The 12,656-nt window shown below is 48.7% G+C and carries 12 protein-coding genes; 9 read left to right on the top strand and 3 right to left on the bottom strand.

Features of this window, described 5'->3' with window-relative positions:
• Nucleotides 1–16: 16 nt before the first annotated feature.
• Nucleotides 17–1,804 carry an aminopeptidase P family N-terminal domain-containing protein gene (locus E1963_RS06505; RefSeq protein WP_132276437.1) on the bottom strand — a complete coding sequence of 596 codons (1,788 nt, stop codon included), beginning with the start codon at nt 1,802–1,804 and terminating at the stop codon, nt 17–19.
• A 223-nt stretch (nt 1,805–2,027) separates the two neighbouring features.
• Nucleotides 2,028–3,386 (bottom strand): peptide MFS transporter, encoded by a 1,359-nt coding sequence (locus E1963_RS06500; protein ID WP_132276435.1) that lies wholly within the window; start codon nt 3,384–3,386, stop codon nt 2,028–2,030.
• A gap of 364 nt (nt 3,387–3,750) precedes the next feature.
• Here E1963_RS06500 and E1963_RS06495 point away from each other — a divergent pair, with 364 nt between their 5' ends.
• From E1963_RS06495 to E1963_RS19420, 6 genes are read left to right on the top strand one after another with little or no spacing between them, the layout of a single operon-like run.
• On the top strand, nt 3,751–5,190 hold the full coding sequence (locus E1963_RS06495; RefSeq protein WP_132276433.1) for an acyl-CoA carboxylase subunit beta: 1,440 nt from the start codon (nt 3,751–3,753) through the stop codon (nt 5,188–5,190).
• Between the two features lie 14 nt (nt 5,191–5,204).
• A complete protein-coding gene (locus tag E1963_RS06490; protein ID WP_315974354.1) occupies nt 5,205–5,990 on the top strand; it encodes an OadG family transporter subunit in 786 nt (261 codons plus the stop codon).
• Nucleotides 5,991–6,018: 28 nt separating this feature from the next.
• Nucleotides 6,019–6,396, top strand: a complete 378-nt coding sequence (locus tag E1963_RS06485; RefSeq protein ID WP_132276431.1) for a biotin/lipoyl-containing protein — start codon at nt 6,019–6,021, stop codon at nt 6,394–6,396.
• 49 nt (nt 6,397–6,445) lie between these two features.
• Nucleotides 6,446–7,597, top strand: coding sequence for a sodium ion-translocating decarboxylase subunit beta (locus E1963_RS06480; protein ID WP_132276429.1), 1,152 nt, complete (start codon nt 6,446–6,448; stop codon nt 7,595–7,597).
• Nucleotides 7,598–7,636: 39 nt separating this feature from the next.
• The gene (locus tag E1963_RS06475) at nt 7,637–9,052 is read left to right on the top strand and encodes an oxaloacetate decarboxylase subunit alpha (protein ID WP_132276427.1); all 1,416 of its coding nucleotides are present in this window, start codon (nt 7,637–7,639) and stop codon (nt 9,050–9,052) included.
• Between the two features lie 20 nt (nt 9,053–9,072).
• Nucleotides 9,073–9,276 (top strand): hypothetical protein, encoded by a 204-nt coding sequence (locus E1963_RS19420; protein ID WP_145964166.1) that lies wholly within the window; start codon nt 9,073–9,075, stop codon nt 9,274–9,276.
• Between the two features lie 127 nt (nt 9,277–9,403).
• On the opposite strand, the gene E1963_RS19625 is transcribed toward E1963_RS19420, so the two are convergent.
• Nucleotides 9,404–9,553: a hypothetical protein gene (locus E1963_RS19625; RefSeq protein WP_167482130.1), complete on the bottom strand. Its 150-nt coding sequence runs from the start codon at nt 9,551–9,553 to the stop codon at nt 9,404–9,406.
• A 172-nt stretch (nt 9,554–9,725) separates the two neighbouring features.
• Between E1963_RS19625 and E1963_RS06470 the strand changes: the two genes are divergently transcribed.
• From E1963_RS06470 to E1963_RS06460, 3 genes are all read left to right on the top strand, one after another.
• Nucleotides 9,726–10,349 (top strand): VanZ family protein, encoded by a 624-nt coding sequence (locus tag E1963_RS06470; protein ID WP_167482129.1) that lies wholly within the window; start codon nt 9,726–9,728, stop codon nt 10,347–10,349.
• A 109-nt stretch (nt 10,350–10,458) separates the two neighbouring features.
• On the top strand, nt 10,459–11,388 hold the full coding sequence (locus E1963_RS06465) for a MurR/RpiR family transcriptional regulator (RefSeq protein WP_132276423.1): 930 nt from the start codon (nt 10,459–10,461) through the stop codon (nt 11,386–11,388).
• Nucleotides 11,385–12,629 (top strand): BaiN/RdsA family NAD(P)/FAD-dependent oxidoreductase, encoded by a 1,245-nt coding sequence (locus E1963_RS06460; RefSeq protein WP_132276421.1) that lies wholly within the window; start codon nt 11,385–11,387, stop codon nt 12,627–12,629. Before E1963_RS06465 ends, E1963_RS06460 begins: the two co-directional genes overlap by 4 nt.
• Nucleotides 12,630–12,656: the final 27 nt, after the last annotated feature.

Below are 12,656 nucleotides of genomic sequence, written 5' to 3'. Positions count from 1 at the left end.
CCGGCTCTTTATGAATTTAAACTGCGCGTGTATATTCCTTCAGCCATTCCCGTTCTTCATCACTCAGATGCGGGCCTATCTTCTCATATACATCTTTATGATAATGGTTCAGCCACTCCCGTTCGGACCTGCTCATCTCTTCCGGGTCGATTCCATCCAGGTCGATTGGAGCAAAGGTAATCGTCTCAAAATGCATGAATTGGCCATACTTGTTCTGCACACCCTTACGTACGATAAACTCATTTTCAATGCGGATGCCGAACTGTCCGTCCTCATAGATGCCAGGCTCATCTGTGATGACCATGCCTTCTTCCAGCTGATGGTGCTCGTTCTTGCTCGGAACGACATACCAGCGGAATCCCGTCGGAGGCTCGTGGACATTGGCAAGGTAGCCGACACCGTGTCCGGTACCGCACTGGAAGTCCAGATTCAGATCCCAGATAGGCCCTCTTGCAAGCACATCGAGATTGTATCCATAGCAGCCGTACAGGAATTTGGCGCGGGAGAGATTCATCATAGCGCGCACGACGGCGGTAAAGTATTTCTTCAACTGTTCGTCTACAGAACCGAGGACAAAGGTTCTTGTTATATCGGTGGAGCCTTCATAATATCCGCCGCCCGTATCATTTAAGAATAATGCGCCGGCTTTCAGTGCAACATCCGTCTCTTCACTCGGAGAGTAATGCATCATGGCCGCGTGGTCTGCGTAGGCACAGAGAGGCTCGAAGCTGTCTCTTATGTAGCCTTCCTGCTCGGCACGGAATTGTGTCAGCTTCTTGGCCGAGCTGAGCTCGGTGATCGTCTCCTTGTCATAACGGGTCTTCACCCAGTGCATGAACTTTGTGACAGCTACACCGTCTTTGATATGTGCGGCCTTGATGTTCTCAAGTTCTACGGGATTCTTCATGGCTTTCATAAGAATCGTAGGATTGGCTGCGGTCACGATATTGCATGGTATGCTCTTGTAAAGGGCATAGTTCATCTTCATCGGGTCGATCAGAATGGTTTCACCTGCGTCCAGATTTCTTATGTCACTGTAGATATCATTATATGGATGGATGGTTACATAATCTTTCTCCAGCTCTTCGTGGATCCGGTCATCCAGCTTGCTGCCGTCCACGTACAGATCGACCCCATCCATCCTGACGACGGCGTAGGAGAGCAGCAGCGGGAAGAAATCAATATCATCTCCCCGCAGGTTCAGAAGCCAGCATACGTCATCCAGAGAAGCGATAGCATGCAGCGTCGCCCCATTATCCTTCATGACTTCACGGACACGTGAGAGTTTGGACGCGGCACTTTCTCCGGAATACTTCTCTTCCAGGAAAAAAGCCGGCTTATCGGAAAGCGGCGGCCTGTCCTCCCATACAGTGTCGATCATGTCTTCCGAATAGTCGAGATGAATGCCCTTAGATGCAAGAGCTTCCTCATATTCGCGTCCCTCGTCCATGGAGAGTACACGCCCGTCAAATGCAACCGTACCGCCTTCAGGAACCACATCAGCCAGATATTCCGTCACCGACGGAGTATCCCCGACGAACATCTTCATCAGGCGGACGCCGCTGCCTTTCAACTCATTCGTGGCCTGGAAGAAGTACCTGCCGTCGGTCCACAGGCCCGCATCATCCGGCGTAATGACAGCCGTCCCGTAAGAGCCGCTGAAGCCTGTAATATACTTCCTTGCTTTAAAATGTTCTCCGACATATTCGCTCTGGTGGAAATCGGCGGTGGGAACGACATATGCGTCGATTCTCTTTTCAGCCATCAGAGCGCGCAATTTAGCTATTCTTTCTGATACATTCATTTTGAAAAACCTCCTTAAATAATGTACATGTACGTGTATTTAATGATGTTGGAGTCGAAAGGTGTCCCCTATATCTCCATGCTTCGTGACCCTGACATCATAGAATAAATATAACATAAAACAGGACAAAGCTCAAACCGAAGTCCGGAGTATAGATACAGAGATTTAATAAAATTAGGACTCCTGGCTTGCCACCAAAAGTCCTAATATATGAATTATGAAATTATTTCTCATCCTCTACGACAAGTTTGTCTAACCTGCCGGACATTGCCCACAGTATAACACCACAAATCAATACGACAATAGCTACGCCACTGAATGCATAGATGAATCTGTATTTAGATAACCAGGTGTACAGAGGTCCGTATAACAGTCCTGAGAAGAAGATAATCAATGGCCATACACCGAGTAAAGTACCGAGAAGCTTCTTCGGAGCAAATTTATTGATGAATGAGTTGCCAAGCGGAGAGAAAATCATCTCACCGATGGACATGAGGAGTGCCACTAAGATGATAATCCAGATTCCAACGGCTCTGTCGCCTTCACCACTCATGAGAGCAGCAGCTACCATCGCTACGATACCAAGACCAAGCAAGATGATACCAAGTGCGGTCTTCTTGAACATGCTCATATCACCCTTCGGACGCGTGGACATCTTAGCCCATACTACCGCGAGGATAGGACCGAGAATAATACATGTAAGGGCGTTCATAGAGTCAAACCAAGCTGTAGGCATCGTGAAGTTGCCGATGTTCCAGTTCGCCCATCCAAGGCCAGCTTCTGAAACAGGCCCGAACTCGTAATAAACCGGAAGATAAACCATATACCAAATCAGCCAGAATATACCGGAGAACAAAGTACACAGAAGGATGGCAGCAACACGTTTCTTCTCAACTAATGTAAGAGGAGCAGCTTCCACTTCTTTTACCTTATCCGCTTTTTCTACACGGGTGTCAACGAGGAATGGAACCTTACCCGCATCATTCGTAATAAATCTCAGACCAAAAATCCACCAGATAACGTCAACAAACATAAGAATTCCACAGATGAGGAATGTGAGACGGTAGGAAATGTTGACTGCCACCAGTGGAAGGAAGGTCGTTCCTGTGAAAGAACCAATATTTACAAAAGTATACTGAATAGAGAATATAGAATTCAACATATCCTCATCCGCTTTCGGGAACTGGCGTCCGTTAATACCAGATAAAACACCCTTGAAGCCGCCGGTACCGACGGAAACAAGAATAATCATTACATAGAGCATAGCTTTGCTGTTAGCCTGCCAAGCACATAAGTATCCGATACCCATAAGCAGTTCACCAAGAGGAACCAAGAGTCTCGGGCTTACCCATCGGTCAGCAATAAATCCACCGATAACCGGAGTGATGTAAGTAAATGCTACGATGAAAGAACTCATCAGAGCACCGTCGGCTTTCGTCAAGCCAAGTCCGCCATTTGCGGCAGAAGTTACAACGAAGATAGCCATTAACCATTTTGCGGTATAATATGCACATCTCTCAAATGTAAAAGAGAGTGAGCATACATAGAAACCGAACGGCCATTTGAATTTAGATTTTTCCATTTCTTTGCCCTCCAAAATTGAAATGTTGTTATATTATGAATCTGCGAATATGTATCAAATAATTTTCCCCTTCACATCGCAAATCCACTTTAAAAACTATAGCATAAAACAGACTAGGGTACAACTTGTTTTTAAGAAAAACTTAATGAATTTTTTAGAGTTTGCTCTGTGTTTATTATGATAATAAGGCACTTCGTTAGTGCGTTGAAATGATTTGTCTATTAATTAACAAATCATGTCGAAAACTATTGAAGTTTTAAATGAAAAGGGATATAATATAATTGGCAAAAATTTGGTTTTACTTTTAGATTTTTCATGCTAAAGGACCTGATTTAGAATATGTAAGAAAATGGAGGGCTAGACTATGGACAACTTGGCAACAGGAAGTGCAGCGGGCAATAGAATAGAATCTTTGCTTGACGCAGGAAGCTTTGTTGAAATAGGTGGGGCGGTAACAGCCAGATCTACTGATTTCAACATGCAGGAAAAAGAAACTCCGGCGGACGGTGTCATTACCGGATATGGAGTGATTGACGGGAATCTGGCTTATGTGTACAGCCAGGATGCATCCGTACTGAACGGGGCTATCGGTGAGATGCATGCCAGGAAGATTGCTAACATCTATGATATGGCGATGAAGATGGGCGCACCGGTCATCGGTCTTGTGGACTGTGCAGGATTGAGGCTTCAGGAAGCGACAGATGCTCTGGAGGCATTTGGCAGCCTGTACCTGAAACAGGCGATGGCATCAGGCGTCATTCCCCAGATTACTGCTGTATTCGGGACATGTGGCGGAGGGCTGGCAGTTGTTCCGGCGCTTGCCGACTTTACTTTTATGGAAAGTAAGAAAGGGAAATTATTCATCAATTCTCCAAATGCAATTCCAGGGAATGAAATATCTAAATGCGATACATCATCTGCGCAGTTCCAGAGCGAAAGCACCGGCCTCGTTGATGACATCGGAACGGAGGAAGAGATTCTGGGAAGCATCCGTTCTTTGGTATGTATGCTGCCATGTAATAATGAGGATGATTCCTCCTATGATACGTGCACGGATGATTTGAACCGTGTTTGTACCGGTATAGAAAATGCGTCAGAAGATACGGCGATAGCCCTCGTCCAGATATCAGACAACAATATCTTCTTTGAGACGAAGAAGCATTATGCAAAAGATATGGTTACCGGCTTCATACGTCTGAACGGCATGACCGTAGGGGCAGTGGCAAACCGTTCGAAAGTATATGATTCAGAAGGGGAGGCCACAGCCGAGTATGATGGTTCCCTCTCCGCAGACGGAGCGAAGAAAGCGGCTGAATTTGTAGCATTCTGCGACGCGTTCAACATACCGGTCCTCTCCTTGACGAATGTGTCCGGCTTTGAGGCAAGCAAGTGTGCGGAAAAGAATCTTGCAAGAGAAGCCGCAAAGCTTACGTATGCATTTGCGGATGCAACTGTGCCGAAAGTAAATGTCATTGTCGGCAAAGCTTATGGAAGCGCATACGTGTCCATGAACAGCAAAGCTATCGGTGCAGATATGGTATATGCATGGCAGGATGCCGAAATCGGGATGATGGATGCCGCTCTTGCGGCTAAGATCATGTACGCGGGCGCTGATGCGGAAGTAATAAAAGAGAAAGCTTCTGAATATAGAGAAATCCAGTCAAGCCCGCTGGCGGCGGCAAGAAGAGGTTATGTGGATACGATCATCGCACCGGAAGACACGAGGAAATATGTAATCGGGGCATTCGAGATGTTGTTCACAAAGAGAGAAGACCGCCCGTCAAAAAAACACGGAACGGTCTAGAGAGGTGGAGCAAAGTGAAGAAAAAAATTAGCATATTACTCTGCATGCTGGCGGCCGTCCTCTGCTTTACCGGGTGTGGCAGCAAGCAGAATACCGATGTCGACTATGATAAAGACACTATAGAGCAGGTGACAGATTTTCTCATCGACTATTGCGCCAGCGCGGATGAAGACACTACAGACCAGTGGAACAGTATGTCGGAATTCGCGATGGAGCAGCAGTTCGTGAGCGCCGGGCTTCCGTTTGCGCCTGACAGCTTTCTGGGAGCTATCAATGCTTGGAAGGCAGGAATCGATGAATGCGGCGGCTATGTAAGCCATGGCGATTACAAATTTACAGCATCCAGAACGGAATTGAAAGTGACTACGAACGCAGAGTTTAAGGAACGCGATGCGGATATTACGGTTGTATTCAAAGCGGACACAAGAGGCAATCTGAATCTGGACAGCATGACTGTGGCAGGAGAGTACACTACGGGAGAAATCTTAGAAAAAGCAGGGCTGAATACAATTCTTGGAATGGGAACAGTGTTTGTCGTACTCATATTCATTTCACTGATCATATCCTTATTCCGTTTTATACCGGCAATGCAGAAGGCATTCAGCAGGAAGCCGGAAGCGGCTGCTGAAGCAATGGCGGCAGCCGACAGTGCACCAGTGGCTGTGGAGCTTGTGGAAGAGGCGGATGACACCGAACTCATAGCAGTTATTTCCGCAGCGGTTGCAGCGGCTGGAGGAACAGCCACCGATGGATTCGTTGTGAGAAGCATAAGAAGAAGACCGTCGAACAAATGGAATTAATAGAGGGAAATCAAGGAGGATATAGAAGATGAAAAATTATACGATTACGGTAAATGGCAATGTATACGATGTGACAGTAGAAGAAAAAGGCGCAGGAGCAGCGCAGGCAGCACCGGCAGCAACGGCTGCGGCACCGAAGGCGGCACCGGCCTCCGCACCGAAAGCAGCACCGAAAGCATCAGCAGGAGCCGGCTCCATCCAGGTGAAGGCGGGTGCAGCAGGAAAAGTGTTCAAGATAGAAGCCAATGTCGGGCAGAGTGTAAAGAAAGGTGATGCGGTAGTCATCATCGAGGCAATGAAGATGGAGATTCCAGTCGTAGCGCCGGAAGACGGAACTGTAGCAAGCATCGACGCAGCTGTAGGAGATGCGGTGGAAGCCGGAGCAGTATTAGCTACATTAAACTAAGAAACATAATAGATACTATTATGTTTGAAACACGACTGGAGGTTAAAAGATGGATTATATAACAACGACATTAGGAAACCTCGTGCATCAGACAGCATTTTTCAGTCTTTCATGGGGCAACGTGATCATGATTGCTGTGGCATGTGCATTCCTATACTTAGCAATACGACATGGGTTCGAACCTCTGCTCTTGGTACCTATCGCCTTCGGCATGCTGCTCGTGAATATCTACCCGGATATCATGCTGCATGCAGAGGAAGCGGCCAACGGAACAGGCGGATTGCTCTATTACTTCTACAAGCTGGATGAATGGGCGATACTTCCTTCGCTTATTTTCCTTGGCGTAGGTGCGATGACAGACTTTGGACCTTTGATTGCCAATCCGAAGAGCTTCCTTCTCGGAGCGGCCGCCCAGTTCGGTATCTTTGCCGCTTATCTGGGAGCTATGGCGATGGGGTTCTCAGACAAGGCTGCTGCGGCCGTATCTATCATCGGCGGCGCGGACGGACCTACGTCTATCTTCCTCGCCGGAAAACTGCAGCAGACAGCTATACTGGGACCGATAGCGGTAGCGGCATATTCTTATATGTCACTTGTACCGATTATTCAGCCGCCGATCATGAAGCTGCTCACGACGGAGAAGGAGCGTAAGATAAAGATGGAGCAGCTAAGGCCGGTGTCCAAGCTGGAGCGGATACTGTTCCCGATTATCGTCACGATTGTCGTGTGCTCTATTCTGCCTACGACGGCTCCGCTTGCCGGCATGCTTATGCTCGGCAACCTGTTCCGTGAATCAGGCGTGGTCCGCCAATTGACAGAGACAGCCAGCAATGCGCTCATGTATATCGTAGTCATCCTGCTCGGAACTTCTGTAGGGGCGACGACAAGCGCCGAGGCATTCCTGAACTGGGATACGATCAAGATCGTCATCCTCGGGCTGGTAGCGTTCATGTTCGGTACGGCAGCCGGCGTACTGTTCGGCAAACTCATGTGCCTGGCAACTCACGGCAAGGTCAACCCTCTGATAGGTTCTGCGGGCGTATCCGCTGTCCCTATGGCGGCCAGAGTGTCACAGAAGGTTGGCGCAGAAGCGGATCCTACGAATTTCCTGCTCATGCATGCCATGGGACCGAACGTGGCTGGCGTCATCGGCACTGCCGTGGCAGCCGGTACGTTTATGGCTATATTCGGCGTCATGTAGCATAAGAGCGATATATAAATTAAGATGGAGGAAGAAAGAATGGCAGAAATAGAAAAGAAACCAATTAAAATTACGGAAACTATTCTGCGTGATGCGCACCAGTCATTGATTGCCACACGTATGACGACAGAACAGATGCTTCCTATAGTAGATAAGATGGATAAGGTGGGGTATCATTCTGTAGAGTGCTGGGGCGGCGCGACATTTGACGCCTCACTGCGTTTCCTGAAGGAAGACCCATGGGACAGACTGCGCAAATTCCGCGACGGTTTTAAGAATACCAAGCTCCAGATGCTGTTCCGCGGACAGAATATCCTCGGCTACCGTCCATATGCAGATGATGTCGTTGAATATTTCGTACAGAAGTCAGTGGCGAATGGCATCGATGTTATCCGTATCTTTGACTGTCTGAATGACCTTCGTAATCTTCAGACGGCTGTTACGGCTGCCAACAAGGAAAAGGCGGAAGCGCAGGTTGCTCTTTCCTATACGCTCGGCGATGCCTACACGCTTGAGTATTGGGTGGATATAGCCAAAAAGATTGAAGAGATGGGAGCCAATTCTATCTGTATCAAAGATATGGCCGGGCTGCTCGTGCCGTACAAGGCGACAGAGCTCATCGGTGCCCTGAAAGAAGCTGTAGACCTTCCGATCCAGCTGCATACACATTATACGTCGGGCGTTGCGTCCATGACTTATCTGAAGGCAGTCGAGGCAGGTGTCGATGTGATTGATACGGCGATGTCACCATTTGCACTTGGAACATCCCAGCCTGCTACGGAGGTTATGGTTGAGACCTTTAAAGGAACTCCGTATGATACGGGATTCGACCAGAATCTTCTGGCGGAGATTGCAGATTACTTCCGCCCGATCAGAGATGAGGCATTGGCGAGCGGCCTGCTGAATCCGAAGAACATGGGCGTCAATATCAAGACGCTTCTGTATCAGGTTCCCGGCGGCATGCTTTCCAACCTGACTTCACAGCTGAAGGAACAGGGTGCGGAAGATAAGTATTACGATGTGCTGGAAGAGGTTCCAAGAGTAAGAAAAGACCTGGGTGAGCCTCCGCTCGTAACACCATCCTCTCAGATTGTCGGCACGCAGGCTGTATTCAACGTGCTGATGGGTGAACGGTATAAGATGGCGACGAAAGAGACGAAGGATGTATTGAGCGGCAAATATGGCGCTACTGTAAAACCGTTTAACGAAGAGGTGAAGAAGAAAGTCCTTGGAGAGGACGCCGAAATCATCACCTGCCGTCCGGCTGATCTCATTCCGGATGAACTGGATACGCTGCGCAGCGAGATGGCACAGTGGAGCCAGCAGGATGAAGACGTTCTCACCTATGCACTGTTCCCGCAGGTCGCTACTGATTTCTTCAAATACAGAGAAGCACAGCAGACGAAAGTGGACCAGACGGTAGCAGATACGGAGAACGGAAGCTATCCGGTGTAGTAAATGGGAGTTTAAGTTATGTGGCTGCGTGCGGGGAGCCGGGCGGCATCTGCTCCGATGAGTCCGAGGCTGCGACTAGTCCACGGCCTCCTAGCTTTGCGGCAGAGTCGCTGATAGCAGCTCCTCTTCCACAAACCAAGGATACCGGGACGGATTCTCCGCCTCTCCCGCTTGCACCTGCGCATCTCCCACCCGGCTCCCCGCCCGCTATCTACTTCACTTAACATGGGCGAGGGCGGCTGTGTGGCGTTACTGGCCAGCGGATGGCCGCTGACTGCGTGAGATGAGTGAAACAATATAACGGGCTTAATATATGCGGCATAGATCTGCGACTGATATATATGCTCGTCGTCAAGCACTTCCATAAGCCGGCAGTATCACACAGCCGCTCCCGCACGTGCCAGTAAAGTAGATAGCCGATGGGTAGGTATGGGGCAGATGCGAAGGTCTAAGCGGAAGGGACGTAAGAATCTGTGTGATAGTCGCAGTTCCCGGACGCATCGCAGCAGATGCCCCATACCTACCCAGCGGCGTCCACTTCACTAAATTTCCATTTGGAAGGATTTCAAGATATATTAAGAAAATCTAAGCAGTATCTTCATGTTTTTAGGATATACTTTTAGACATCCGCAGCTTACTGCGGCAATGAACCTATCTTGAAAGGATGAAGAAGATGATTTATTTTTTAAGTACGGCCTATCCTTATGTGTGTGTACTCGTACCATGTATGCTCTGCCAGATATATATGGTGAAGAAAGGCAGACACGGTGTCCGGCCGGCCCACCTGATCTGGACATATATTTTTCTTATCTATATCTCTATGGTATTTTCTGTAACTGGCAGCGGAAGCATCTGGGATTTTGGAGCTTTCGGCGATCTGGTCCGGACGGATGAAATCAATCTGATTCCGTTCGCAGGCGGGGTCGGCTTTGGACAGGTTATGAATGCGTTCATGTTCATGCCTTTTGGCTTCCTCGTACCGTTCATATGGACAGAGCGGCGCAGCCTATTAAGGGTAGCAGCTACCGGGGCATGCCTTTCGACAGCGATCGAGCTCTGCCAGCTTTTTAATCGAAGGGTGACAGATGTAGAAGATGTAATCATGAATACGTTGGGGACGATCGCCGGTTTTGCAGTATGGGCGGCGCTCAGCAGGATAACAGGTGAGAAAAACAGAGAGAAGCAGAGTACAAGAACAGTGGCGCTGGCTCATAATGAGATGGAAATATATCTTGTACTGGCTCTGCTCGGCCGTTTTCTCCTCTATAATTGGAGAGTGCTGCTACAGTGGTACTAAACAGGAACATCGATCATGCAACAATCCCACTTGTCAAACATATTGAAGAAAATGGTAAACTGGTATATAATTAATTGTTACGAAATATTGGAGAAAAGGAATATGTGACATGGGAAGCAAAAACGAGCTGTTGCAGAAGATAGATGAAAAATATGCAAAATTCAGCAAGGGTCAGAAGAAACTGGCTGAATTCATCCGTGAGGAATATGACAAAGCAGCGTTTCTCACCGCGGCCAGGATGGGGGAGGAAGTGGGCGTCAGTGAATCCACGGTGGTCAGATTCGCCACGGCGCTTGGATATGAGGGATACCCCGGATTTCAAAAAGCGCTTGGAGAGCTTGTGAGAACAAAGCTCAATTCTATCCAGAGGATGGAAGTGACCTACGGGAGAATCAGCCAGGGAGAGATACTGAATACGGTGCTCCAGTCAGATATTGAGAAAATAAAGCTGACGATGGGGGCGATAGACCACGAGACATTTGAGATGGCGGTGGATACGATACTGAATGCCAGGCGTATCTATGTCATCGGCATACGGAGCTGTGCGCCGCTGGCCAGTTTCCTGAGCTTTTATCTGAATCTGATCTGCCCTGATGTCAAAGCGGTGAACACGAACAGCTCCAGCGAAATATTCGAACAGCTCATACGCATCAGTGAAGCTGATGTCATTATCGGCATCAGCTTTCCGAGATATTCCATGCGGACGCTGAAGGCGCTGGAATTTGCCAGCAACCGTAAGGCCAAGGTGATTACGCTGACAGACAGCATCCATTCTCCGATGAACCTGTACTCTTCCTGCAATCTGATTGCAAGAAGCGATATGGCATCCATCGTTGATTCGCTTGTCGCCCCCCTAAGCGTAGTCAATGCCCTGGTTGTCGCCCTCTGCATGAAGAAGCAGAATGAGGTGATTACGACACTGGAGACGCTGGAAGAGATATGGGACGAGTATCAGGTGTACAGCAAGGACGAGCTGAATATGGTAAAGAATAAAGTGGAACTGAATGGTTCGGAAGAGACGGGCAAGGGACAGCAATGAGCAAGGTATTGATAGCAGGAGGCGGTGCGGCAGGCATGTATGCAGGTATCGCGGCCTCGGAAAACGGGCATGAAGTACACATATATGAGAAGAATGACAGGCTTGGAAAGAAGCTGTTCATCACGGGAAAGGGAAGATGCAACATTACGAATGCCTGTGATATGGACGGACTGTTTGACGCGGTCGTAAGTAATTCCAAGTTCCTATACAGCAGCTTTTACGGCTGTACGAATCGAGATGTGATTGCATTTTTCGAGAAAATCGGCGTGAGGACGAAGGTGGAGCGCGGAGACAGGGTGTTTCCCGCCTCGGACCATTCTTCCGATGTAATCCGAGGGCTGGAACGGGAACTTAAGCGGCTCGGAGCGCACATACATCTCCATACCGCAGTCAGGCGGGTAATGGCGGCAGCCGGGCAGTTTAAAGAGATTGTCCTGGAAGATGGAACGAGGGTTTCCGGAGATGCATGCATCGTCGCGACAGGAGGTCTGTCTTATGAGTCGACCGGATCTGACGGGGACGGCCTGTGCTTTGCAAGAGACCTCGGCCATACGGTGGCAGAATGCATACCGTCGCTTGTGCCGATGGAGTGCAAAGAAGACTGGGTAAGAGAACTACAGGGACTATCTCTTAGAAATGTGGACGTTGTAATCTATGATGGAACGAATAAGCTGTATGAAGAGTTCGGAGAGATGCTGTTCACTCACTACGGAGTGAGCGGTCCGCTTATGCTCACGGCGAGCAGTTATGTGGGAAAGAAGCTGAAAGTCAAAGAACTGAGGCTTGAAATAGACCTGAAGCCGGCTCTGTCGGAGGGACAGCTTGACCAACGTGTGCGCCGGGATTTTGATGAGAATCATAATAGGCAGTTTAAGAATGCGATTGGAAAGATATTTCCTGCGAAGCTCCTCCCGGTCATGATTAAGCTAAGCGGGATAGATGCTGATAAGAAGGTCAACATAATCACAAAAGAAGAACGGCTCCGATTTGTAAGGCTTATCAAGCGTCTGCCGGTTACTCTGACTGGAATCCGAGGTTACCGGGAGGCCATTGTCACAAAGGGCGGTGTCAGTACGACGGAAGTTGACCCGGGGACGATGGAGTCGAAGCTTGTAAAAGGGTTGTATTTTGCCGGCGAAGTGCTGGATCTGGATGCGCTGACCGGTGGGTTCAACCTGCAGATTGCCTGGTCTACCGGTTATATGGCGGGAAAGGCCACGTGTAAAACAAGACAGACGTAATAAATTCCAAAGAAGCAGAGCAAAGAC

Source organism: Extibacter muris (assembly GCF_004345005.1).
Classification (GTDB): domain Bacteria; phylum Bacillota; class Clostridia; order Lachnospirales; family Lachnospiraceae; genus Extibacter; species Extibacter muris.
This window is presented reverse-complemented; position numbering and strand designations above follow the sequence as displayed.

Bases quoted from the DNA above. Each gene is read 5' to 3' on its own strand.
- E1963_RS06505 (WP_132276437.1), bottom strand. From the start codon at position 1,804: ATGAATGTATCAGAAAGAATAGCTAAATTGCGCGCTCTGATGGCTGAA.
- E1963_RS06500 (WP_132276435.1), bottom strand. From the start codon at position 3,386: ATGGAAAAATCTAAATTCAAATGGCCGTTCGGTTTCTATGTATGCTCA.
- E1963_RS06495 (WP_132276433.1), top strand. From the start codon at position 3,751: ATGGACAACTTGGCAACAGGAAGTGCAGCGGGCAATAGAATAGAATCT.
- E1963_RS06485 (WP_132276431.1), top strand. From the start codon at position 6,019: ATGAAAAATTATACGATTACGGTAAATGGCAATGTATACGATGTGACA.
- E1963_RS06480 (WP_132276429.1), top strand. From the start codon at position 6,446: ATGGATTATATAACAACGACATTAGGAAACCTCGTGCATCAGACAGCA.
- E1963_RS06475 (WP_132276427.1), top strand. From the start codon at position 7,637: ATGGCAGAAATAGAAAAGAAACCAATTAAAATTACGGAAACTATTCTG.
- E1963_RS19625 (WP_167482130.1), bottom strand. From the start codon at position 9,553: ATGCGTCCGGGAACTGCGACTATCACACAGATTCTTACGTCCCTTCCG.
- E1963_RS06470 (WP_167482129.1), top strand. From the start codon at position 9,726: ATGATTTATTTTTTAAGTACGGCCTATCCTTATGTGTGTGTACTCGTA.
- E1963_RS06465 (WP_132276423.1), top strand. From the start codon at position 10,459: ATGGGAAGCAAAAACGAGCTGTTGCAGAAGATAGATGAAAAATATGCA.
- E1963_RS06460 (WP_132276421.1), top strand. From the start codon at position 11,385: ATGAGCAAGGTATTGATAGCAGGAGGCGGTGCGGCAGGCATGTATGCA.